Consider the following 24,766-nt stretch of genomic DNA (forward strand, 5'->3'; position numbering starts at 1 on the left):
TTACCTCAGCGCATATAAATGTACTTCAAGATCAGGCACGCGAGTATCGACGTGAAGCGCCAAGGCATCCCTCATCGTTAGCATCTCTTGCCACATAGGGTCTGAAGTATTGAGTTCAAAATAGGTCGTACCTTGAACCGGTTTAAGTTCGCTTGGTGCAACAGGAAGAGCGGTCAGGCTGATACCCGAGAGAGAGTTACGAACCAATTCAACAATGCGGGTATTACTACTTAGTTTCGCCGCAGCTATGAAGGTTTCACTGAGTTCACCGGCCGACAATGACGAGGTGACGCTAAGCACAAAGCGCCTTGATTGGACAGATAATGGGTCTTTAATAATAGTTCGAAGTAGTCGGCGTTTTTCAAATAGTGCAGTATCCCAAGTGAACTCTATTACCGAGTCTTGTTGAACAAGCGTCAAGAGGTTACGTAAATCGGCGAAAAGCGGGCTGAAGTTACTGTACAACTTATCCACCTTTAGCGCGCTCGCCTCCGGGGCGAGTTCAGGACTTAATGCCATTAACTCAGCACGAAAACGATTGAGGTGTACGTACAAGTCGTAAGTGCTATATCGCTCATTTTGTGACGTCAAATCAAACCAAGGCATCCAACTATTCAAAGTTTGTAGCCATAGGTAATCAAGCATTAACGACTGGTCACTTTTTTGACTTTGACCTGCTTGAATACGCTTAAATAGGTTTTGTGTTCGGCTGACCAGTAAGGCATGTGTTTCTTTGACTTTATCCGTTAGATAACGTGACGCGCCGTAGTGAAGGCACGCTGCGATAAATGCTCGGTCTAAAATGACTTCTCCTGCCTCAGTACATTCAAGTATGCGAGCGACAGGAATCAACGAGTGACCTGAGTGGTCATCGTGGTCAGACAGAAGTTGAACGTTTAATCTTGCGACATCCACTTCAAGGCTGGTGTTTTCATGAGTTGCTGAGTCAAATACATTGATGGACTTGGTGACATAACGGCTTGTCCCACTCTCATCCTCGCAATAATCGTTATTGCCCTGCAGAGCTAAAGGTAGAGCGAGATATATAGTGTTATCGACAGTACCAACAGGGATATTTATGGCGACTTCTTTGACGGTGTTAAACTGAGTGCCGTCGGGGAAAATCCCAGAGCATTGGGTGATGGCTAACTTTCCAATCTTTAACAGGTCTGTGTTAATAGAGAGCTCCGTCAAACCAAAAAATGGGGCAAAATGAGAGAGAGTGTCGACGTTTTGTCTCACATAGTTTTGGACAAATCTATCCTGCTGTTGAAAATGTTGAGGGGCAATAAACATGCCTTCTTTCCATACTACTTTCTTATGCGCGTCCACGAAAAATCCTTTTTATCGTTCTATCAGAATATCTGCCACCAACTGGACTCAGGAGCGACGATGTCAAGCTCTACATTAAGTCCAGATAGTCTAAGCGCGATGCTACTTTCACCATCAGTGGGTACAGCAGTTACTGCTTTTCCATTGCTTTCACGGTAGTTGGCATACTCCACTAATGCGGCGATGTACTGGGTATTTTTGTTGATATCTAGTGAGATAGTTTGGTTACTGTCAGGCATCACTGACGGTAAAACTTGTTTGACCACCAGACTACTTCCTAGCGCTTGGAGGTCGGTGTTATACAGAGTAATAAAGCTGCTTTGTTCGAAGCTCTCTTTACTCGCGAGTTGATATAATCTCACTACGACAGGGTTGGCTGAGTCAGATTGATACTTGTTAATAGTATCGTCCGCATTAACAGTCATGCTATAGGCCGTAGTCACAGGGACGGGGTCAGAAGAACATGCTGTAATGCTGAGCACAAACAAAGCGGTTGATAGCGTTGATAACCGCATTAGTCTTCTCCTCCGCGTTGCATATTTTCAATAAACAGCGCTTTAAATTGGCGGCGAAAATCACCATTCTTCTGTCTGCGCTCGAAGGTCTTTCTGTAAATGCGCCAGTAACGCTTCTCTTTGTTCACAAACAGACTGTTGCCTACATATTCGTTAAACTGAGACTCCAGTTGCTCAGGGCAGAACTCATCTAAAAACTGTTCTATGGTTTGTTCCAAGGCAGCAAAAAGTTGGTCGTGTTGAAATGATGGGTTTTGCAACAGGCTTTGGTTTTCTTTTGATAGTGCAATAAGCTGCTGTAGCGACGAGGTAATGTCGTCGTTTTCTCTATTCATGGGAACGAACTCAATAGTCGAAGAGGGCTCTGTTTCTTCGCTAAAGTTGACGTGTTGTACGTTGTTGATTGGTTCTTCAAATCGAGAAATCTCTTCCTGTTCAAACCCGTCAAAAGGATCCGATGAAAATGGGTCTTCAGCCAGTACATTCTGGGTAGAAAAATCGTTGGTCATAGGTTCGACTTGTATTGAACTGAGTGTGCTGGTTTCAAGAAAATCAACATCATCGCTGGCGTTGATGTTGAAACTAAGGGTATCAACATCGACTTCCTTATTGACCTCAGCCGCTTTCGAGGCTGTCAATGTGCTGACGAGAAGGCTGTAATCTGCTATTGCAATGATATCGCCATCGCTAATGGGCAGCTGAAGCCCACCTTGTACCGATTTGTCATTTAAGTTAATGCCATTGCGACTTAAGTCTTGAATAAAGTAACCGTCATTGGTCAGTGTGATGGCAGCATGTTTACGTGATATTCGACTAGAGTGATCTGGCAAAACGACATCACAATCAGGGCTGCGGCCAATCACTCCACCTTCTTCTGGAAGGTGGACAATTCGGGACGCGACAGCTTCCTGCTCCGGAATTGACACTAAATGAATACTAATGGCCATAGTTACCCCTTACACTTTTCCACTGCGCGATTAAAGCTTGTTAAGAACCCGGAGTATTCGTTGAGGAATCGATTTGAAAAGTAGACCCCCATCTTCTTGGTTTCCATATGCTGTGAGCGAAAGTAGTCTTTGGATAACCCAGCTACGTCTAGCTCATTTTCGAAAACCAGTTGGTCTTCAAGTGCAATGTCGATTTCACGTTGTTTTAACAGCTTTAATAAAACTTTAGCATCTCTTGGCTGCTTCACTACGTTAAATCCCTGTCTTTTAAGCCAAAACCACTTATTTGACCCAAATTTTGCAGAAAATTTGAGGTTGAGTTTATCCAATTCGGTGATTTGGGGTTCGACACCCGCTCCGAAGTACCAGTTAATCTTCTGTTCGGCGATCGGGGTTGAAACTGCTGCATACTCATTTCGTTCCAGTGTCTCAGTTGCGACAAAAAAGCCATGCTGATTGCCATTTTGGACTCGCATTTGGGCATCAGACCAACTGGTCATAGTAAATTGGTATGGTTGACCCATTGAGCCAAGTGCGCATTTGACTGTGGTAATGGCGACACCTTTCATCTCGGCATGTTCATAATATTGATAGGGCGGCCAGTCTTGGGTTGTTAACATCAATCTAGATGGGCCTATCGTATTAGCCGCAGCACCATATGCAATCATGGCACTAGCGAGCAACAAGATACATCGCCTTGAAAATGATAGATAACTTGTCATGTTATTGGGTTTCAAGAACATCCTTATTCCTTACTAACTCTGAAATTTTTAACATAGAAACGGGGGGGAAATACCCGATTAGGTTTGCGGTATCGGCATTAACGATATAGGAAAACTGTTGGAGTGTTTCAATGGGTATATCTCCAGCAAAAGTATCTTCGGTGAGTATTTGCTGCGCTTTAAAGGCTGCAAATTGACCAGCATAGTAATAGCGGCTAACAACACCAACAAGTGCACCACTATTGCGTATTGGTGATTCTGTGGCTGAGAAAGTAGGTAGCCCCGCGCCGTGTACAATATCGGTAATGGCCTTGGCATTCGAGATTAGTAACGAGTCCGCCGGCAGGTATACTAAATCCACATTATCTTTCTTCATCTCAGCGACCAGAGATTGAATATTGTTCTCGTCTATGCCTTTAGTCGTTTTCTTGACTGGGTAGCGTTTGACGTTAATATCGTTTTGTGTCGCGACGGCCAGCAAAGTGTTTGCAGCTATTTGTGAATTGTTTTCTAGTGGGTTAAACAAAATACCAACAGTACGGATATTCCCCAACTCCTTGATGACGTTAAGCTGCACTTCATAGGGGACAATATGGCTAACTCCGGTATAGTTCTGGGTTCTTTGTGTGCTATCTACACTATCTACTATTTTTGAACCAATCGGGTCGCTCACAATATTAAAGACAACCGGAACTTCACCGCTACTGTTAAATTCCGTAGGGGCATTAGTGCTACCCAAAAGTGACAAGGTAATAGTCGTTCCAAAGGTATAAACAAGATCAGGCTCAAGGCCTTCCAAGGAATCGATGTGCTTCGCCAAAGTTTCTCGGTTCTTATCCGCATCTAATATAGTGATGCGGACGTTATCATTCTTATTCATTTCATCAACAAACCCTTGCTCTGCTTGAGTCACCCCTCGCCAAAGCAGCATGACGACATGTTTGGAGTCATACAAATTAGAGCTAGGACTATCTTCATTTGCCGAGAGTACTGACGTAAGCAGCAACGTTATGATTAAGGCGATGGATTGAAGTGATCTAGTCATGCGGAAGCCCCTTCAACGTCACTAAATATTTTTTCTTTCTTTTGCCAAAAGTAATACACCAATACAAGGCTTATGGTGCTGATAAATAGCAGTCCGCCCAGAATCATTACGGTGTTAATAAACCCATAAATGCCAAGCAATGCTCCGGTTAAAATAGGACCTGTTACATTACCGATTCTCTCTGTAAGTCTAAAAATACCAATCGCTTTACCCCGTTCACTGGTGGAGACTTTCATTAGACTCATCACCAAAGGGATCTGTGGTGAAATACCGATGCTGTGAGCGACACCAACAACGAGAACAACAACTAGTAATCCAAGGGTGCCATTAAAGTAATAGATGTTGAGCAAAGCAAATGAGGACAACAGCCCGCCAATCACTACGAAGACAAGTTTGTTTCTAAATCTGTCTATCCATATCGCAGTTAGGGGAGAGATAACCACAATGGCTAACCCATAGATCATCAAAATACGTCCAGACATGGCATTACTCTCGCCAAGGTGCTGCAGATAAACCGGGCATAAATAATAGAGAAAGCCTGTAAGCACTACCTTGGCAGGAATCGCGCTACAAAAGCTGATAAGAGCAAAGTGCTTATTGCTCAACAAATCACTAAAGTCGGATAGCTTGATTGGCACTGAGGACTGGTTATTGCCGCCTTGTTCGAAGAAACGCCAAACTAACAACACGCCAACGATGCTGATTCCCGAAGCTAAAAAGAAAGTGCCACTATATCCAATACGGTCAGCAAATAAGCCTCCTATTGCTGCTCCGCACAAAGAGCCTGAGAAGAACGAAGACAAGAACGTAGCCATACCTTTGGTTCTATTTGAGTCGTCGGTATAGTCACTGACAAAGCCTTGTGCTGAAATAAATACTAACCCATAACCTAATGCGGTTATGGTTCGGCTGAGAAGCATAGCGGATAACGTATTGCACAAACTGGTGGAAACCATGCCAACAGTAATAACCAAACCACCGATGATAAGCGCTTTACGTCGTCCCAATCTATCTGACCAGTATCCTGCAAAGGGTAGAGAAATCGCCCAGACCAACATGAATAACGAGATTGGAAAACTCGCTTGCATACTTAATGGTATCCAAGAGACATCCATGACTAAGGTCGAGACATAGTTGGGAAAGAAAGAAAGAGACGCCGCTTCGGCAAAGACAAACAAAAATAATGGTAGACGGACAAAACGATAGTTCTGATGTTCAATTACCGATGTTTGCGAGGTGTTTGTTGCTAGGGTTGCTCGGTTTATTTTCGAAAGTAGCGTGCTGATTTCATCACGGCTTGTGACCTTAGCCGTCGTGTCTGAAAAGCCTTTACTGAGCCGAGCAACTAATTGTTTTAGTTGGTGCCACGGTGACATGATCATATAGTTACATAGGAAAAGAATCACTTCAGTAACGACTAGCAAAGAGGCAACCAATATGGATAACATATCGAGCAAGTTCTCTTTGAGGAGAGTAGCAACGAGATTCTTGTCAGATGATATGGTTAAGGCGATGGTGTCGTGGTTATTGAGTGGGAATAAATGGGTGTTGAGTTGCAACTCATCGAATTGAGCACCAGCGTTCACCAATGTTTGTGATTCTTGGACGATAGACATCGCGATAATGTCATTGTGATTGACCAGATAGTTGGCTAACTCACTATCAAGACCACGTAGGTTAGCAACATCAAAGCCGTTAGCTATGAGGTAATCTAGTAATTGAACGAGTGAGTAGGCAATAATGGAGGCTTTTTCGTTTAATTCTTGTTGATAGATATCCGCGAAGTAGTCCATCATTTGTAATGAAGTCATAAAGTTGGCAACAAAAGTGGTGGTGAATGCCAACACCAGAATCAACATCGTGGTATGTCTTTGTCTGAATTTTTGCCAATGGGTCAAATGCTGTTGGTTGCCTTCCATAATTTGGCTTGCAAGTTCAAATTTACATCCAGCAATTTCTTTCGATGACAAGCATTGATCGACCTCTGAGGTTCGGCGCAACATGTGCTTTGTGATGCCGTGAATGAAAATTAAATTACACAGTGTCGCAATAGCAATCCAAATTACAGCGTAGAACGCACTTTTTGAAATGAGCCCACTACGCAACGAGCCTAAATGTTCGAGGGAGTAAGTGAGTGAGATCTCGCCGTCCAACTGACCGAATGCATTGTAAATAGGTGTGCGTAGCTGTTTAGCTTGGCTCTCAGTGACAGAGACCTCAGCTTGGTTGGCAAAGTAGAGTCGCTCAGTTTGTCTATTGGTAACTTCAAGAGCGATAAGGCCAGAAACGCTGGCTAAATGACGTTCCAATAGAGACTGCACATTGCTGATGCCATGCAAAGGAACACCGAAGGCAATAGCATTGTTGATATCGGACAAGGTTTCTTGCATCACCACCTTATATTTGGAGTCAGTCGTCTCAGTTAAACGCTTATCAAAATTTAGGTAGTTTAGGCTAGCGGTCAGGAAAATAGACAGTGACAAGACGACAAAAATAGCGAAAGAAAGCTTGAAGCTAAGTCCCGGTAACATACCGCGAGACTTGCTCTTTGCACTTTCATCCTGAATGTCCGTTTTTTGTCGACTCATCACTATCGCCTTTTTGCTAGCTAATACTCAAAGAGAAACCATTTTTGTCATCACCTGAGACCTCCACATGATTTATGGCTTCTTGTCTGCTCAAGCGATTAATACACTCTTCAGCTAACTTGGGCATGAGCGAGCGATTAATGATCTGCTCTACCGCGCGACCGCCAGTTGTTGGGTCGTTGTTTTTCTCCACAACGTAGTTAATGAACGACTCATCCCATCGGAATGATGCTTGGTATTGCTCAGCCAGTTTTTTCTTAATACGATTCAGTGATATTTCGGTTATCTTGCCTAGCTCACTATCGTTAAGTGGGTAGTAAGGCACAATGGTCGTACGGCCCAAAAATGCGGGTTTAAAGTAACGTTGAAGGTCGGGTCGAATCATTTCTAGCAGCGTGCTGTTATCAAGCTGGGATTCAGCTTCGTCACAAGCATCGCAAATCGCTTGGTCAGCCGCATTTGAGGTCATGATAATAATGGTATTTTTGAAATCGACACTACGGCCTTCACTGTCCTTGATATGTCCTTTATCGAAGATTTGATAAAAGAGATCGTGGACACCAGGATGCGCTTTCTCCATCTCATCAAGTAACAGAACCGAGTAGGGGTTGCGTCTAATCGCTTCGGTTAATACACCGCCTTCACCAAAGCCCACGTAGCCCGCGGGGCTACCAAGCAACATTGATATTTTGTGTTCTTCTTTAAACTCCGTCATGTTAATGATGGTCATGTCGTTGCTACCACCATAGAGCTGTTCTGCAAGTGCCATGGCGGTTTCAGTCTTACCAACACCACTTGGGCCGCACATCAAGAACACGCCGATAGGTTTACGGTTGTCGGTCAAGCCTGCTCTAGAGATACGAATTGCCTTAGCGAGCTCTTGTTTGGCCACATTCTGCCCAATCACACGCTTATCGAGCTCGGACTCCAGAGTAAGCAGCTTATTAATTTCATCACTCAACATGCTTCCAACGGGAATTCCAGTCCAGTTTGCAATCACTTCAGCAATCGTTCCTTCATCGACCAATGCGTGAACCAGAGGCGTCTCGCCTTGTAGTTCTGCCAGCTCATCTCGCAGCTTGTTCAGCTCTGCCGTAAGTTGAGCAGGGTTTTCGGTTTCTTCGCTCGCGTTGCTGATATCAGATTGTATTTCTTTAATTTTATCAACTAGCTCAATTTCTTGATTCCACTGAATATTCAAGGCGTCGAGTTTATTTTGGTTTTGCTCTTTTTGCTGTGTGACTTCTGCAATATCGGTTTCATTGCCACCGAATAGCGCTTGCTCTTTAGTCAATGCCATCAATTCGTTTTCTTGATAGCGAATCATTTGTTCTAAAGACTCGATGATTTCTGGCTTTGCGCCTTGAGTTAATGCAATTCGAGCACTTGCAGTGTCGAGCAAGCTAATGGCTTTGTCTGGAAGTTGTCGTGATGGTAAATAGCGTATTGACAGATTAACGGCGGCTGCAATGGCTGACTCGGTAATGAAGGCACCATGATGTCCTTGAAGTGAGTCGGCAACCCCTCTTAGCATCTGCATTGCATCTTCTGCGTTTGGTTCTTCAATGGTGACAACTTGGAATCTTCGGGTTAAAGCCGGATCTTTCTCAAAGTACTTTTTGTATTCCGCCCAAGTCGTTGCTGCGATGGTTTTGAATTCGCCACGAGCCAAGGCTGGTTTTAATAGGTTCGCCGCGTCATTTTGTCCGGCTGCACCCCCAGCACCAATTAACGTATGTGCTTCGTCAATAAAGACGATAATGGGTTCTTCGGAGTTTTTGACTTCGTTAATGACATCTTTTAGTCGGTTTTCAAATTCACCCTTAACGCTTGCTCCTGCTTGGAGGAGCCCAAGGTCTAAAGAGTGAATTTGAACACCTTGAATCGCCGCTGGCACTTCGCCAGTTGCAATTCGAAGCGCTAAGCCTTCAACCACTGCGGTTTTACCGACACCGGGTTCTCCTACGAAAATAGGGTTGTTTTGTCTCTTACGGCACAAAATATCAATAGCTTTACGCACTTCACTGTTGCGTCCAGAAATGGGGTCGATCTTGCCATCTTGAGCTTGTTGAGTCAGGTTGATAGTGTACTTTGAGAGCGCATCGCCACCGCTAGACGACTCGCCACCTGTGCTAGTGCCATGGGAGGTGGTAGAAGTCGGCGCACCACTTTTCCGAATAAGACCTTGTAAAGATTCAGTGGAAACATCTTTCAAGCTCTCAAGTTTCAAAGTGGAAACACCCATCACGTTTTGTTGAAGCATGGACTGAATAAGGTGCAGACTGATTATTTCACCATGTCCGTAGTTTACCGAGGCAATCATCCACGCATCTTTAATCAATTCAGTGAGCTCATGGCTTAGTGTTGGTTGTCCTTCACTTCCTTTAGGAAGACGAGTGATTTTATCCGTGAGTTCATTAACCAAGGCATCTTGAGCAATGTTTTGAGAACGACAGAGGTTTTCTAGACCTTTGTCTTTCTGCGAGATGAGCTGCAAAATCCAATGCTCTACTTCGATAGCGGGCACCCCTTGGTTCATTGCTGCTCCAGCCGATACTTCTAGAGCCTGCTTTAATTCGGGTGAGAGCTTGCTAACTAAATTAGTGAGTGTTACTTGTGCCATGTATAAATTCCCTTTTTTGATATCCCTAGAGTCCTAAAGCTAGACTAGCGTAGCCTTATTCGTACCTTGGATTGTGGAAAACGCTCAGGAGCTAAGCAGTCGACTTCTCCCAGCTTCGCAGAGGTCAAAGCGTTGGAGCTAAGAACTGGCGCATTTAGATGCTGCCTAAGAATGAGTAGATAGATCGTTACTGGAGTGTCATCTTTGAGGTAATGTTGAACCGTCGACTTCACATCGTTTGCCAATCTTGAATCCCGTTTGAGCTGTTCGACTTCATGTCTATTCTGAGGCTCGATATAAACTTTAATGCTGGCACTCGGTACGTCACAGCAACTTCCTATTAATAAGCCGTGTCCTAATTTATTGTTTTTCCTAGACTTAACAGATTTGCCAATATTACTAGTTGCGGCTTCAGGTAGCTTTCGAGTCTCGTACGGAGTGACTTGTACCGAGATCTTTAGTTCGTAGTAGTCGTTTAATAGCTGCTCTAACGTACGAAGGTTTCGGCTATTTTGACCGAGTAGCATGGTGTATTGAATCAAATGACGATTGCTATTTTCCAATCCTGACAAATGATAAAGCGTGGTATTTAACTTATTGTTTTGCTCATTTTGAAGTAGTAACCACGCGCGTGTCTCTTGTTTGTAAGTAAGCTCAAACTGACGTTGGTTGAAGACATCAAGAAAGGCTTTTAATCCTTCGTCTTCCTGATGTAATGCTTCAAGCAATTCTTCATAGATGTAATCAGGGATGACACCATATACACCGGACAAAGCAGTCTTTGCGATAGATAAACGTATTTGTCTATTGGTAACTTCTACCTGACTAACGTCACTTAAATCTCCACTGGGAATGACTTCTGGTTCTAGTTTCAATCGAGTCCGGTTCTGAGGATTGTCAGAACAATATGACTGCAGAACACGAATAGCTTGAGCAAACTCAAAATCATCGGGCTTATTGCAGAGGCCGTTCATAGGCGAACTAGATAGTTTTAAAGACATAGCTGATTCCCGTGAACTTTAGCAAAACAGAGGCCGCTTTGCGGCTTACCATATAGATTGACACTAAGTTGTATATAGCGGTCAAAGCTGCAGAATTGTTTGAAAAACTCGTTCATGACTATTGAGAACGAGTGATAGGGCATCTCAGAGTTGAGCTCTACTGTGATTTCTGTACCCGGGACAAATACATTTTTATTGTGAACTCGCAGCGTAGAGACTTGAGTTTGGAATTTCACATTGTTGATGGTGTTAATTTCATCAAGGTTTTTGGCATCATGAGCAAATAGCTTAAAAATCCCTTTTAGCATGGATGCGGGATCATCGCTTTGCAACAAGGAGTTAAAGTTACATGTTAAAAGTCCAATCAGCTGGCTTAATGACTTTTCACTATTTTGTACATCTTGCGGCGCGGATGGCGGGTACATCAGGGTCATGACTCCGGGAAGGTCAATGCTCTCTCGGCATTCAAGCTCACCAGACGCACTACAGGCTAGTTTGTCATTGCAGCACAATAAGCGGGCAATTAGCGTGGCATTTTCCGATTGATAAAGAGACTCTGAAACGACGACTTCAAACTGTCGCTCTAAGTTCATTTTCGCTTCCCAATAGGCAGTGCTTGTACCGTACGTCTTTTTGCTGTGTTTGTATTTGTCCCCGAGAACAGGCACCAGTTCGACATCTCCGTACGCAGTGATTTGTTTGACTGATTGGATCTTGATGATGTCGATGACAGAGTCATTGCCACTATTAGGTTGAATAGGATAAGCGAGGCGACGCCCATCTACAGTAATCGGTTCGCTTATGTGTTCGAAAGTATTAATTACGGGCACAACATTCAGACGAATGACGTCGGTATCAAATAAACGCAAAAACTCAGAAGGAATGTCATTAAGGAAGATATTCAAAGTACATTGATGGTCATTAACCTTGCTAATAGCGCTCGCGAAGTTTCTTAAAACGAAAAACTGTCGCTTTTCTTTGAATAAGAAAAACTCTCTTATGATTTGAAAACCATCAAACTGATTACCTTTTGCGGGTAAAAACTTAAAGTCAGGATCACCGACACGGCTTTGTAATTGCACACCGCTTAGCTCAGAAATTGTGTTGTTTTCACTGTCTGATAGGGAGATAGCAAGACAGTTTGAGAGCAGAAGTTCTACTAACAAGTCTGCGTTGTTAGCAAAACCTTTTACAAAGAAGTTTAAGTCAGAACAAGTTAGCGAGGAAAAGTGGACACCTTCATCCCCCGTTGATAATTGAATCTGAAGCGCAGCATTGGCCAGCTCCGCCTCTTCTGGCTTATGGACTAGAAACGGTGCAGTAGTTGCCGATATATCTGTTATGGTGAATGGGTTAACCGCTAAGTTATCAACCGTTTGAAACAGGCACTCTTGCTCTCCAATCATATTTGAGAATTGACTACCTATTGGAATATTCGCATTCTCTGTAATACCATCCGGTGCATTCAGTTCTGCGTAACCAATACTTGGAACTCGTTGATTGATGGAAGGGTATATCACGTCTATCAAGCTATCGATAACTTGCGAATATTGGGTTTCCAATGCCATTTCTGTTTTGGCGTTGAGCAGGGCAACGCCATCCAGTAAACGAGCGAGGCTAGGGTCTTCGATTTGTCCTTGATGCATATCGAGTAGCGAGGCAATATGAGAGTGCTCCTCGGCATAAAATCCTAAGGAACGCTTCACTAAAGCTAGCTCTCTTTCATAATATCGAAGCAAAGGATCAGTCATATTCTTCCTCTGATATCTTGGCACTGAAGTCACCAAGCGCTATTTTCGAGTCAAAGACGAGGGTCTGTTCACCATCCTGAGATAGATGTTTGGCCAAAATAGTAAATTGAATACAGTTTTGTCCTTCACGGCGCTCTAACATCTCCACGGAAACATCGGATAATCGCGGTTCGTATGTGATAAGCCATGTTTCTATTTTTCTTGCCAACTGTGTTTGGTCGAGGTTGGCAGTCAGCAGCTGAACATCAGTAATACCAAAGGTAAAGCTAGAGCGTCTGACCTCAGAAAGACTGTTTTCAACCGCAATTAATGGTGCTTCAGACTCTAGCAATCGAGTCAGATGGTAGCGAATGTCGTCAATCTCATCGTCTTGGCGAGATGATTGAATAAAAGCACTGTAGAAACTCACTGGCCGACCTCCCCAAGCTCCGTAGTTAATATCACTTCGCCATTGAAATGGTCGAACTGATATTGGGGAACCATTCGTAACGTGCAAGAGAAATGGCCGGGGAGGGACTCGATCTCATTAACAGCAATATGTGCTTTGCTGAGCGGGTATTTTGCCAAGGTCTCTTCGTTGGCGTAGTTCACATTACTGGAAAATTTCTCAATCCAGTTACGGAGAAATTGTTCGCATTCTCGCGCATCACTGAAGTTACCAATCATTTCACGCACTTGAACTTTGAGAAAATGGGCAACACGACAGCACATCAGCGTCGTTTGTAGTTGAGCCAAAACTTTGTCGTTATCGCTATTTGATGGTGCCCATACAGAATTGTTACCAGAGAAGTAGAGCTTGCCTGTTAATGAGTTTCTCGCGAGAGAGATGAAACCTTGATTGGAATAAAAGCTAGCGATTCTGCCAAACAAATAACTGTCACATTCGCTGTAAGTAAGCTCAGATGTTTTGTGTTTCCAAGCCAGAAGAGCCCCTTGTTCTTTATCGTTCCAACGAGCTTTTAGGAAGCCAAACCAACCGATACGATGGTGTTCTTTCATGACCGTAGATAGGAAAGCGATATTGGCATACCCCCAAAGCGTGGCGCCTTTTTCTTGATAAAGGAATCCACAGCGGTGATCTTTATACGGTTGACGTAATTTGATGCGTGGCATCGCTAAGCCAAGAAAACGAGCACTAGGTTGCTTGCGTAGAGCTTGCCAAGCTGTGTAGTCGGGCCCGTTTAAGACTTTTTCTATTCTTTGAGTATTGGAAAGCCAGTCGGCGCCTGAGTCGGCAAAAAAAAGTGAATCAGGGGAAGCAAGCATGGTACATAAAGTTTGTTCGCCCAGCTGACCAATTAAGCCCAATGTGTAGATGTCGTCAAACTCGCTATTGACGTCTAGGTCCATGGAAATAGGGTGTGTGAAGGCGATACAACCAAAGGGTTGTCCACCGAGTGTATTCAGTTCTTTATTGCCAATGGTATTGAATAAAAAAGTTTGTTTGATGGAATATGATTGATTGAGGTCGTTTGATACCTCTTCCCAGCTCATATCAAGAATTTTGAGTTTGGTTCTTTGCCTGCTGACGGGTTGTGTTGCGAGGTAAAGTGCCTGACGCCAACTGGCCTCCAGAGCTTGAAAGTCGTCATTGTGCAGAATGAGATCCATTTGTTTAGAGAGACGCTCATCTAAGACAAGAATAAGTTGAGTAATTTGCGCAATAATACGCTCTGCTGAATAAGTAGAGTGTTGGTGCTCTTTTTTAGCTAGTTCGACCATCATTGCGAGTGCGTCAAACAAGTATGAGTCTTGTTTGGGGTCGAGCGCGTTAAATTGTTTTTGCCAGTCTGTACTAAACATCTACATCAACTACCGCAGCATTTGGCCGCAACCACAAGGGTTGCGGCTTATCACAATTAACCAGGAATCTTCGCAACCATGCGAACAGAGGTAGTGAGTTCTTCGAGTTGAAGCCATGGTCTTAGGTGTGCAATCGCAGAATAAGCCCCTGGTTTACCCGGTTGTTCAACCACTTCAATACGAGACTCTGCCAGTGGCGTACGAGCTCTAGAATCGTTACCAATCGCACCTGCGTTGGTGTATTGGTCGATCCAAAGTTGAAGTTCACGTTGAATATCGGGTGCTTCAATGTTTGAACCCAAACGATCACGTCCCATTACTTTCAAATAATGGGCAATTCGACCACTTGCCATGATGTATGGCAGTCGTGCGGAGATAGCAGCGTTAGCCGTAGCATCCGGATCGGTATAGGTTTTCGGTTTCTGGGTAGTTTGCCCGCCGATAAAAACGCCATAGTTGGTGTTCTTGTAATGAACTAGAGGAAGGAAACCAAGGTCACTGAGTTCTTTCTCTCGTTCATCGGTGAGATTCACTTCTGTTGGACATTGCTGGACTAAATCGCCAGCCTCAGTCTTGTACGTTAGGTTAGGTAGGTTTTCTACTTTACCGCCGTTATCAAGACCTCGAATAGCAGTACACCAGCCGTAGGCAGTGAATGCTTGAGTCATTTTAAGACCTAAGTCATACGCCGCATTAGACCAGACAAGCTCATCGTTATTTTTCGGATTCGGATTACCATCCATATCCACATCCAGCTCTTCATAAGCGAAGACGTCTGTGCTCAGACCTTTTTGTCCGTATGGTAAGCGCGCCATAGTACGAGGAAGCGTCAAAGTGACATAACGTGCATCATCACTTTCCCTAAACGAGTTCCAAGCAGCGTATGCAGGAGAGTCAAAGCCTGCTGCGACAGGTTTGCCTTCTTCAAATGTAGAGAAATCGTTGAACTCAAACATTTGCGCATTGGCTGCGGCAATGAATGGAGCGTGGCACGCCGCTGCTACTTCACCCATATAACGAAGAAGTGCTACGTCCTCGTCTTTTGCGCTGAACTCATAGTCACCGATGAATGTGCCGTAGGGCTCACCACCTGCTGTGCCGTATTCATCTTGATAAAGTGCGTTGAAGAGAGGACTGCGGTCGATCGCCGGTGCATCTTCAAATTGTTCGAGCAATTCATCTTGTGAGAAATCAACCATTTTGATTTTCAATGAACGCCCAGTATCGCTCTCTTTGACGAGTTTTTGTAGACCACGCCAAGAACCTTCAAGCTTTTGAAAGTCGTCTTGTTGCATTACTGCAGAAAGCTGCTTTGACAGCTTCTTGTCGATTTCGCTGATTGCGCTTTCGATGGTTTTAGTTAAGTTTTTATCCCACGTCACGGTACCTGAAAGAGCCTGTTCAGCAAGCACTGAAAACAGCTCTTTAGTTGTATCCGCAGGAGTTTGTGTTGTGGCTTCAATCGCTCTGTCAAGGAAACTCAGTGAGCCTTCCTCAGCGGACGGTTGGCCTTGTACGTCTGATTCAGTGCTCATTCTTCTGCTCCTTTCTGTTCAATACCAAGTTCTTGAGATAAAGCGTTGATGGTGTCTGCGCTTTGCAGCACCTCTTTCAAGAGCTTTTCTAGATCACGAGAGCGATCAGCTTTAGAAAGTAGTACCTTCAACTGATTGCGAGTCTCTACGAGCTTTTTTAAAGGCTCGACTTGGTCAATGATGGCTTCAGGTTCGAAGTCCTTCATAGAATTAAACTTAAGGCTTGCTTCAAATTGACTATCATCTTCGGCAAGAACATTGTCTACTTTCATGGATAACTCAGGACCAACGCGTTTCATAACATGATCGAAGTTATCTTTGTCTAGGTTATAGAATGTGCGATCTTCAACATCTTCTTTGTCTTGTTTATGACCAGAATAATCACCGATTACACCCACAACAAAAGGCAGCTCTTTTGTTTCCACTGCTCCATTGGTTTCTACATCATATGTGATGCTAACGCGGTTCTTACTTACGCGTTTGTGCTGAGAATTTAGTGCCACAACATCTCTCCTTGATTAATTAGCTAGCGGTTGAAGTGACTTTCGCTTCAGTTGCGTCAAAGCCGACTTCTGGGCCTTTCTCGATTTTTCCGCCTTCTCCCTCGATATAATAAGCTTTGGAAATTTCGGTGTAGGTAAGCGCAAAGCTCTCACTTGGTAGTGAGCCGTTTGTTCCGGTCATTGTGTAGTTAGACATACGTGCGTTTTTCAGCGTCAAGATAAGGTACGGATCAGCACCAGAACCTTCGCGATTTGGTTTAGTCATCACCACTTCAATGGTTTTACCTTCAGCACCAGGCGCATATAAGAAAGTCGTTAGGTAAGGTGAGGCACCATCACAGCCACGACCAATTGTGATTTCCCCCAGAGCCACCATGCCTTGGTCAGCATTGTTAGCGTTACCTACATCAATACCTACGCCACGAACGGCGCTCCAAGACACATTATCAATGGCAAAGAACCCATCTTTACCACCAATTTTCTCAACGGTTGCTGCACCTTTAGGTTTGGTTCCGTCAATTCTCATAAAAATAGAAGCCATCAGTTTTCTCCTTCGCGTATCGCGTTAAACCGTTACCATTCAAAATCAGAAACGTCTGAATTTGCGGTAGCTTGAGTTACTTCATTGTTGTTGGATTGGTTTGATGCCGGGGATTCGGCACCATTCGAGTTGCTAGTAGGAGACTCTGTGTACTGCTGAGAGTGACCACCAGACTGAGTTGATAGTGAACTGTTTTCCATGTTTATAGGGGCGTCATTCATTCCAATCAGTGAATCGATTTGATTAAGTGCATTGGAATTATTTCCTACCAGAATTTTCATCAGTTCTGGTAAGGGTAGTTGTCCCCAAACAATCGCCCGTTCAAGTAGGTAACTAGTTGGGTTATGTGGTTCAGTTTGCTTAAAGAAGTCCGCCAGAGTTCTCAATTGATTATAAGCGGCGTCTCGTGTGAGAGGCTGTGTTGAGATAGTTGAAACTGTCGCTGAAATAGGGGGGGCAGATACTGGTGCTTTATTAGGCGTCGCATCGGGAAGACTAACGGTATCTGGATTAGAACTGACCGAGTCTATATTATCGTGAGCGTCTGACTGCTCAGAGCTATCTGGTTGAGATTGAGCCTCGCCAGAAGCTGCTTCAGTGTTCATATCGTCTAAAGGCCACTGACTATATTGGTTACCGATTAATGTTCGCAGTGCCGTTAAATGGCTTTCGAAGATTTCACGGACGAATTTAAAGCTGAGCGCTTGGACGCCATGGCTTTGGCAACGTTCTGCTAGCACAGTTTCTACCTGATTTACCTGCTCTACCAATTGCCCTAAGCCGAGAATCAAGTCGGTACATTCAAGGCTAAAAGCGTCGTTAGCTTCGTTTTGCAGATCACTCAATGTGCCGCTGCGTTCTGCTTGGAAATAGCGAGAATAAGTTATGTTGCCAACAAGAGGAATGAACTGTGTTGGCATAAAGAGCGCGGAGGCCTCGGGTGCGTCACCGATGAACTGCGATAACGGTTTGATGCGAAACTCCACCAGTTCTTTTTGTTTTCCAGACTCATCCGTCGCCTTGACCTTGTTGTCAGGCAGTGTTGGATGCAAGGTATCCCAAAAGTTGTCAATGTAGTTTTGAAGAAGCTTAAAACCTTCAATCAGCTTCGGTATAGGTTCTCGGTCAAATGACAAGCTAGTTATGTACCAGCTCCAAAGTTCCGTATCTTTTGTTTTCGAACCGAGTGCTTCGTTGAGCTGTTCTCTAAACTGCTGCCAGTTTTGATCATTGAGTTCAGACTTTTCTTCGTCAGCAAATGCATCTGGGGCTTCTAACATTTGTCTAAAGGATGAAAGGGCGGTGTTATATCCATTTCTGATCGCTCTATATTCGCCGCGATCAAGCTTTAAGTATTGTCCACTGGGAGCGTCTTCCGATAGAGCGCCTGATAGGTCATCGAAACTGTACATACCATTCCTTGGTTTATTTCATTTATGCATATCAAAGCAATTAACAAAACTATTTACTTTTTAAAGTATCAATAGCTTAACAACATGATTACATTGCTTTAATATTAGAAGCGTTTTTCAGAAAGTCTCGGAAATTTGTGAAATTTCGTCATTTTTTTACTTTTCGGTAGGAATATTGGAACGACGTCACACGCGAACGCTAATTAACTATAATAAAATTAGGGGTTTATCCCCCTATTAGGACAGTGGGCATTCCCGCAACAATGGTACCTCCGTGTGCTGTTGTGTCACCTAATCTCGCTGCTGGCCGATTGCAAATAAGCACTGTCGCACTGCCCTTAATTATGCTGTCCGGTGGCCCTACGCATGTACACATGTCTCCCATGACTGAGGCAGGCATGTTACCGATTAATACGGTTGGTACTCCTGGCCCAATAATAGGCCCTCCTACGTGCGGAATAGGGGGCACTGCAGGTGTTTGCATTGGGCAGACATGCATGTCTGTTGAACGAGCTGCTGGCAAAGTCATAACTTTCCTAAGCCTCCATGAGCTATATTGAGAGCGACTGCGATGGATTGTTGATAATAGTCGGCATGCTTGTCCCATTCAGGTATCGCAGCGGCGGTGTTAATGGCCCCAGCGCAGGCTTTGGCGTATAGCTTGGGGTCGGGGAGTACACTGGGGAGTTCAGGTGACACAATACTACCAGCACCGTTCCAAAATACAGCTTGTGCTAACCATGATGGTGCACACTTTAACTCTAATCGAGTTGCATAGAGTTCGCAGCGCCGCCTTCCCTCTTCACTTGGTTCAAATACCCATTGTTTGCAGCTTGCAAGGCAAGTCTGTTGTGTTTTGTTCCAGTCCGGCATCCGAATCTCAAGGCATAAGTAAGCCCAAAGGATGGCTTCCCTTACCGGTAAAGCGTGTGCAAGAAATTGAACCAGATCGAAATAGAGCTCTTTCTCTTGTAATGTCGCTATAAAATCTTCAATGCTCTGTGACTGAGCCAGTATCTCGGTGAGATCCTCTGAAGCACTAAACAATGGTGTGATTTGCTCAGGGTTTACGTAGGGTATCTTTCGATATTGAAGTTGTTGAGTCATCATTAATTTACCTTCACTATAGCGCCTTTGACTTCGGACATGACCGCACCGTTAATGGATGCTTTTAGGTTTGACTTGAGATCGGCTGAGAGCTTTCCTTGAGCGGTTAAGGTCGTCTGGGCATCTAATGTCAAGCTCGTCCCTTTTATAGTCCCACTTCCCGAGGCGTCTACCGTTACAGACGCAGCGGACAATTTGGCAGACGTTGAGCCTTTGGCATCCAACGTCATGCCCTGAAGTTTAAGTGCGTTAGAGGCTTTAATTTCGATTGCACTAGATTCAATCTTGATAGAGGAAGAGCTGATGGTGATTTTGCTTGAGCCTACTTTTAGCTCCAGAGAGTCTTCACCCTCAATGCTGACGGTCTTGGCTTTGCCGCTAAACGCTTTAGCAACACTCATCGTCATCGCATCCTCAGCGGTGTAGGTAATAGCTTTGGTCGCTTTATAGGCGACTTCACCTTTGATGGTCGTGGTGACGTTGTTTTCTACTTCTAAGGTAAAGTCCTTAGCGGCATGTTGATAAAACAGTTCGTTATCTTTTTTATCATCGAAGTACCACTCGTTACTCTGACCTTTAAGCATGGTTTTAATACCAGTTTGAGTAGAGTTTGCTGTCTTATATGGAGGGGAATTTTGACTGTTGTATACCGAGCCAGTGATAATTGGCTTGTCCGCATCGCCATTTATGAAAGTGACAAGCACTTCTTGGCCAACTCGTGGGATAAACTGTGTCCCGTAACCTTTCCCCGCCATTAGTTGAGCAACACGAACATAGCAACTGGTATCATCGCCGCTCGTTTCGTTGTCCCACAAAAACTGGATCTTTACTCTTCCTTGGTCATCCTGACTAATATCACCACTTGTTTTTCCTGCAACTACAGCGTTGTGAACACCTTGAATTGAAGGTTTGTCAATGACGGCTGGTAAATAAGGAGTGGAATTGGGCACTACAGTGATTTGAGTTTGGCAATTCGACTGGCCGCTTGACTGGCCATCATATTGAACGGTTTGTGAGACAACTAAGTACTCTCCCAACTGTGCGTTGTCTGTGTGACTGGCTAGTGAAAAGTATTGTCCCACATAAAATGCGTCTACATCACTGGATGCCTGTATTGTACTGTACTGGCTCTCTATCGCTTCAACACGACGTTTGACCAGAGTGGACAGATCGGTCATGTCTCCAGAAACGCTATCGTTAGAAAAATGTGTTGCGGCTAGTTTAGTGTTATTGGCGATTTTATTGCTCGATTTACTTGCTTTACTGGAGAGCAACTTAGATTGACTGTAGTCGTAATCAGTGAGCTCCAAACTCGTTCCGTGAAACTGAAGGTCAGAATGCCAAGATTGAATGAGTGGGTTGCTACCAGAGGGTAGGTTAGCCATATCGAACTTATTGATATCCGCTTTGCTGTATGGTTTCTCCGCGTCTTGTAAGATCAGTTTATGGCTGCTTGATGTGTGTTCAAAGTGAAATTGAATTCCTTCTTGAGCAAGCAACCGACAGACAAAGTCATAATCCGTTTCATTGAACTGTATGCAGTACTCACGTTTGGTACTTGGTAGAGATTTGGCTGTAAATAGGCTTGAGAAACCGGCATCACTAAACACAGAAGAAACGATATCTTTGGTTGATTGGTTTTGGAAAACACGGCTTTTCTTAGAAAAGTTAAGTAACCATAGCCAAGGCCGTAAAGTGATGTTGTAAAACGCATATTGCTGAGTTTCATCGAAACCCGTACAAACGATCTTTGCGATGTAGCCATGAAAGCTACGCACTAGGCTTTGTGAGCCTGACTCAAAAGTATAGCGATTAAGCGTCATTGTCTGACCGAGTTGATCAGAGGCAGAGAGCCCTTTTGCGACCAGTTGTAGATTGATCTCAAAAGGTTCAAAGAACCGCTCTTGAATTGTCGCATGAGTTACTAGGTACTCATTGTTCTTATAATCTTTGGCAGTGAACTCACTGGTCGATGCCAAGTATAGATCGGCCATTCTGTCTTCCTTGAACTAAGCCTTTGATAATATTCTAAGATTAGCACTAGATACTAAACAGTATAGGCAGTTAAGGAAGAATGTGAGCAATATCAAAGCACAGTATCGAGTTACTGTGCTTTGGGAGTGTAGCGGAAAGGGGCTTTAAGAGGCAGAAATGGTACGTCGGTTTTTCTGGGTAGACAGGGTGAGTAATCCTATACACAAGAGCGCAATGATAATCCCGATTAATGACAAGGTGAATACTGATGCGTAGCCGAATTTATCAATGGATAAGCCAGCAAGCATTGCGCCGACACCAAAACCGCCTGCCATACATAACATCAAAAGACCCTGAGTTAACGCTGGAGAATTGGGACTCAAACGACCTGCGATGGATGGAATGATCATGTCATTCCAAGACATTGCTTGCATGAGTAACACTAACAGTGCGATAGGCACGAAAGCCTGAACATCATTTCCAGCGGTTAACCAAAATAGAGTGCCGACTATTAAATAAATCACTTGAGCGGCATACCAAACTTTAAATGGCCCGCTTCTTTGCATCCATCTTCCGGCCGATTCGAGCATAAAAATGCTGATAATGGCAGAGATAGCCATACCAAGTGCGGAGTTGCCGATATTGACTTGATAAACTTCTTTGATTAGCAAAGGACCAAGTTCCATCAGGTTAGAAGAGAGAAACATTGAGAAGAAGACTGCCAACAAAAAGAGAAACCAAGGTGCTGCACCTTGTTGTGAAGTGGTTTCATTACCTAATTTCTTCTCAGCACCCTCAAAGTAGGATTTATCCGTTTCAATGGATGGAGGAGGGCAAACAGAAACCAAACAAAGCACGATGATGACCAAAGACATAAGTATAAGCAGCTGATCGTCACTTGGCACATTGTAGAAGTCAGCAATAGAAATAAGTAAACCAGTCACAACAACACCAAAGAACTGACATTGATATAAGCTGGCTAGACCGCGGCCTTCATCATTTTGGTTTTTGCTAGACGCGATGACGAAGGTTGGATTCAGTACTAACAATGCGACGCTACCAATGCCTATCAGTATACCCACTGTCCAGTAGATCGCAGCGGTTGTCTCGGCGAAGTAAAGAATTAACAGAGCAATAAAATGAATAAACAAGGCCATTCGTTGTAGCAGTCGATGACAACAATAACGATCAGCCATCCCACCAATCAACGGTGCCAACAAGCCTGCGCCTCCAATGAGCGCCATGACTTGGCCTAGTAGTGCGCCACTAGATGTTCTTTCAATGATGATTGGGTTGAGAAGAATCGCGATACCAACCCATTGGACAATACCAAGAGAAGCTTGTGCGAAATGCCACAGTCGAATGCCATTCATGAGTGAGAACCTCTATTAATAATTTACTCATGAATTTTCAAGGAATTGGAAAGAGAAACAAGTAACATACTCCCCGTTACCTTCTCACAATCGAATAATTACCCCCCGTTTTCCAATGACATCAAATGATGAAAGACCAAGAAGTGGTACTTTCATCATTTGAAATTATGATTTTAGCTTCTGCCTAACATACGTGAGAGTGTGCCATCTTTATCAACGAGTTGGTGTTTTAGGGCTGCCAGAACGTGCAATACAAGTATAGCGATTACAATGTTCACAGATGAGAAGTGAATGGTAGAGCTAATTTGTTGTAGCCATTCGATTTTCTCTCCTGCTGAGATAAGACTTATGCCAAAAAACTCGACCGAACGTCCTCCTCCGATACTCATAGTGATTCCAGATAGGGGCATCATTATTGTAGCTAAAAGCAAAAACCAGTGAACAAAGTGGGCAGATTTCTCTTGCCACGCAGGTAGCTGTTTGATGGAACCGATCATGCCTTCTTTCAGGCGCCAAACTAGCCTGAGTGAAGCTGCAAACATCACAAGTACTCCGAGTGATTTATGAAGATTCCTTAGCTCATTTTTGTCTGGGCCATTGGCCATATCGCCGAGATAAAGTCCTATGGCAAGCGTCGCTATAAAGAAAACAGCAGTTAGCCAATGAAACACCATGGTAGGTTTACTAAGTTTGTTGTTGAGCATATTAGTCCATATTTTTGTCGTGGGCTTATGGCAATAATTATTCCTTATGCTCTTTTTTTGTTCTAGGTGCATATGTGTAAAGTTAAGTAAAGATAAGAATGCTTATCATCTATGGGATGGTTGAGCTTGTTAGATACATCGGTTTTTATTTGAAAGTGTTTCAAGTCTTTGGTGGTTTTTAGCTTCCTACTCTCAACCTATAGTTAACTCATTGAGCAAGAACACTTGCAGCTAGACACTATAGAGGAACACGTTATGACAACAATGATGAAAGCAATCGGTTTTAGTGAATCAAAAACTATCGATGAAGAAAACAGCTTGTATGAGTTTGAAATGGCTATGCCTGAAATCGGCGAATTCGACCTACTTGTAAAAGTTGCGGCCATTTCCGTTAACCCAGCAGATGCAAAAATACGTGTTCGTTCAGCAGTGAATAAAACATTAGAAAGTCCACGTGTTCTGGGTTTTGATGCCGTGGGAGAAGTGGTGTCAGTGGGCAGTAAGGTTACCAACTTCACAGAGGGCGATCGAGTGTATTACGCGGGTGATGTCACTCGCCCAGGCACCAATGCACAATATCATGCTGTTGATTCTCGAATTGTCGCAAGAGCTCCAAAAGGACTCACTGACGCAGAAGCGGCTGTAGTCCCGTTGACTGCATTAACGGGATGGGAGGCTCTGTTTGATCGTCTTCGTGTAGACCCGTCAGAGCGTAAAACGCTATTAATTATCGGTGGTGCTGGTGGTGTCGGCTCTATTACTACTCAAATTGCAAAACAGCTCACTAACCTAACGGTTATAGCGACAGCATCACGCCCAGAGACCGAAGCTTGGGTAAAAGAGATGGGTGCAGACTATGTGGCCAATCATAGAAACTTAGTTGAATCTGTTCATGAATTGGGGTTTGAGACGGTAGATTATATTTTCAATGTCGCTGACACGGTTGGTCATTGGGATGCGATGGCAGAACTTATTGCACCTCAAGGCATGATCGGTTCAATCGTTGAGTTTGATAGCGGTATTGATCTTAGTAAGCTTCAAGGTAAGTCAGTCGCTTTTGTCTGGGAGCTTATGTTCACACGCTCAATATACAAAACACAGGATATGTACAAGCAAGGTGATATCTTAAAACAAGTCGCTAATCTTATTGACTCTGGACGAATTCAATCAACCTTGACCAAAGAGATCAATGGCTTCAATGCAGAGTCATTAAAGCAAGGGCACCGATTGATGGAAAGTGGCGCTATGATCGGTAAGCTTGCCATCAACTTTGATTAAACAATCAGCATG

At 44.0% G+C, this 24,766-nt stretch carries 21 protein-coding genes; 1 reads left to right on the forward strand and 20 read right to left on the reverse strand.

Annotated features, from left to right (window positions below; genetic code table 11):
* The 20 genes from tssK to HW45_RS23735 all read right to left on the reverse strand — a co-directional run bounded on the left by tssK (position 1) and on the right by HW45_RS23735 (position 23,476).
* Positions 1-1,332 carry a type VI secretion system baseplate subunit TssK gene (gene tssK, locus HW45_RS23640; RefSeq protein ID WP_038230287.1) on the reverse strand — a complete coding sequence of 444 codons (1,332 nt, stop codon included), beginning with the start codon at positions 1,330-1,332 and terminating at the stop codon, positions 1-3.
* Positions 1,333-1,355: 23 nt separating this feature from the next.
* Entirely contained in the window at positions 1,356-1,847 is a 492-nt protein-coding gene (tssJ, locus tag HW45_RS23645; RefSeq protein WP_038230288.1) for a type VI secretion system lipoprotein TssJ, read from the reverse strand.
* The gene (locus HW45_RS23650; RefSeq protein WP_038230290.1) at positions 1,847-2,794 is read right to left on the reverse strand and encodes an FHA domain-containing protein; all 948 of its coding nucleotides are present in this window, start codon (positions 2,792-2,794) and stop codon (positions 1,847-1,849) included. Before HW45_RS23650 ends, tssJ begins: the two co-directional genes overlap by 1 nt.
* A gap of 2 nt (positions 2,795-2,796) precedes the next feature.
* Positions 2,797-3,462, reverse strand: coding sequence for a transporter substrate-binding domain-containing protein (locus HW45_RS23655; RefSeq protein ID WP_231892977.1), 666 nt, complete (start codon positions 3,460-3,462; stop codon positions 2,797-2,799).
* A gap of 55 nt (positions 3,463-3,517) precedes the next feature.
* Positions 3,518-4,561: an ABC transporter substrate-binding protein gene (locus HW45_RS23660; RefSeq protein ID WP_038230292.1), complete on the reverse strand. Its 1,044-nt coding sequence runs from the start codon at positions 4,559-4,561 to the stop codon at positions 3,518-3,520.
* Positions 4,558-7,149, reverse strand: coding sequence for an MFS transporter (locus HW45_RS23665; RefSeq protein ID WP_038230295.1), 2,592 nt, complete (start codon positions 7,147-7,149; stop codon positions 4,558-4,560). The genes HW45_RS23660 and HW45_RS23665 overlap by 4 nt, the downstream gene beginning before the upstream one ends.
* A gap of 16 nt (positions 7,150-7,165) precedes the next feature.
* Positions 7,166-9,772, reverse strand: a complete 2,607-nt coding sequence (gene tssH / locus HW45_RS23670) for a type VI secretion system ATPase TssH (RefSeq protein ID WP_038230296.1) — start codon at positions 9,770-9,772, stop codon at positions 7,166-7,168.
* Positions 9,773-9,816: 44 nt separating this feature from the next.
* Positions 9,817-10,773 carry a type VI secretion system baseplate subunit TssG gene (locus tag HW45_RS23675; RefSeq protein ID WP_051868333.1) on the reverse strand — a complete coding sequence of 319 codons (957 nt, stop codon included), beginning with the start codon at positions 10,771-10,773 and terminating at the stop codon, positions 9,817-9,819.
* Positions 10,764-12,524, reverse strand: coding sequence for a type VI secretion system baseplate subunit TssF (gene tssF / locus HW45_RS23680; protein ID WP_038230297.1), 1,761 nt, complete (start codon positions 12,522-12,524; stop codon positions 10,764-10,766). The genes HW45_RS23675 and tssF overlap by 10 nt, the downstream gene beginning before the upstream one ends.
* Positions 12,517-12,933 carry a type VI secretion system baseplate subunit TssE gene (gene tssE, locus HW45_RS23685; protein ID WP_038230298.1) on the reverse strand — a complete coding sequence of 139 codons (417 nt, stop codon included), beginning with the start codon at positions 12,931-12,933 and terminating at the stop codon, positions 12,517-12,519. Before tssE ends, tssF begins: the two co-directional genes overlap by 8 nt.
* Positions 12,930-14,327: a type VI secretion system contractile sheath domain-containing protein gene (locus HW45_RS23690; RefSeq protein WP_038230299.1), complete on the reverse strand. Its 1,398-nt coding sequence runs from the start codon at positions 14,325-14,327 to the stop codon at positions 12,930-12,932. The genes tssE and HW45_RS23690 overlap by 4 nt, the downstream gene beginning before the upstream one ends.
* A 56-nt stretch (positions 14,328-14,383) precedes the next feature.
* Positions 14,384-15,862 (reverse strand): type VI secretion system contractile sheath large subunit, encoded by a 1,479-nt coding sequence (tssC, locus tag HW45_RS23695; protein ID WP_038230302.1) that lies wholly within the window; start codon positions 15,860-15,862, stop codon positions 14,384-14,386.
* Positions 15,859-16,365 carry a type VI secretion system contractile sheath small subunit gene (tssB, locus tag HW45_RS23700; protein WP_006070757.1) on the reverse strand — a complete coding sequence of 169 codons (507 nt, stop codon included), beginning with the start codon at positions 16,363-16,365 and terminating at the stop codon, positions 15,859-15,861. The genes tssC and tssB overlap by 4 nt, the downstream gene beginning before the upstream one ends.
* A 19-nt stretch (positions 16,366-16,384) precedes the next feature.
* Complete coding sequence (locus tag HW45_RS23705) at positions 16,385-16,906, reverse strand: type VI secretion system tube protein Hcp (protein ID WP_006070756.1); 522 nt, start codon at positions 16,904-16,906, stop codon at positions 16,385-16,387.
* A 32-nt stretch (positions 16,907-16,938) separates the two neighbouring features.
* Positions 16,939-18,318 carry a type VI secretion system protein TssA gene (locus tag HW45_RS23710; protein ID WP_051868335.1) on the reverse strand — a complete coding sequence of 460 codons (1,380 nt, stop codon included), beginning with the start codon at positions 18,316-18,318 and terminating at the stop codon, positions 16,939-16,941.
* A 226-nt stretch (positions 18,319-18,544) separates the two neighbouring features.
* Positions 18,545-18,847 carry a PAAR domain-containing protein gene (locus tag HW45_RS23715; protein ID WP_038230304.1) on the reverse strand — a complete coding sequence of 101 codons (303 nt, stop codon included), beginning with the start codon at positions 18,845-18,847 and terminating at the stop codon, positions 18,545-18,547.
* Entirely contained in the window at positions 18,844-19,428 is a 585-nt protein-coding gene (locus HW45_RS23720) for a DUF6931 family protein (RefSeq protein ID WP_006070753.1), read from the reverse strand. Before HW45_RS23720 ends, HW45_RS23715 begins: the two co-directional genes overlap by 4 nt.
* Positions 19,428-21,419: a type VI secretion system Vgr family protein gene (locus HW45_RS23725; protein WP_038230306.1), complete on the reverse strand. Its 1,992-nt coding sequence runs from the start codon at positions 21,417-21,419 to the stop codon at positions 19,428-19,430. The genes HW45_RS23720 and HW45_RS23725 overlap by 1 nt, the downstream gene beginning before the upstream one ends.
* 144 nt (positions 21,420-21,563) lie before the next feature.
* A complete protein-coding gene (locus HW45_RS23730) occupies positions 21,564-22,772 on the reverse strand; it encodes an MFS transporter (RefSeq protein WP_006070751.1) in 1,209 nt (402 codons plus the stop codon).
* A gap of 173 nt (positions 22,773-22,945) precedes the next feature.
* Entirely contained in the window at positions 22,946-23,476 is a 531-nt protein-coding gene (locus HW45_RS23735) for a cytochrome b (protein ID WP_038230307.1), read from the reverse strand.
* A gap of 255 nt (positions 23,477-23,731) precedes the next feature.
* Between HW45_RS23735 and HW45_RS23740 the strand changes: the two genes are divergently transcribed.
* On the forward strand, positions 23,732-24,754 hold the full coding sequence (locus HW45_RS23740) for a zinc-binding alcohol dehydrogenase family protein (RefSeq protein ID WP_038230309.1): 1,023 nt from the start codon (positions 23,732-23,734) through the stop codon (positions 24,752-24,754).
* Positions 24,755-24,766 lie beyond the last annotated feature (12 nt).

This window comes from Vibrio sp. ER1A (assembly GCF_000733315.1).
GTDB lineage: Bacteria > Pseudomonadota > Gammaproteobacteria > Enterobacterales > Vibrionaceae > Vibrio > Vibrio mediterranei.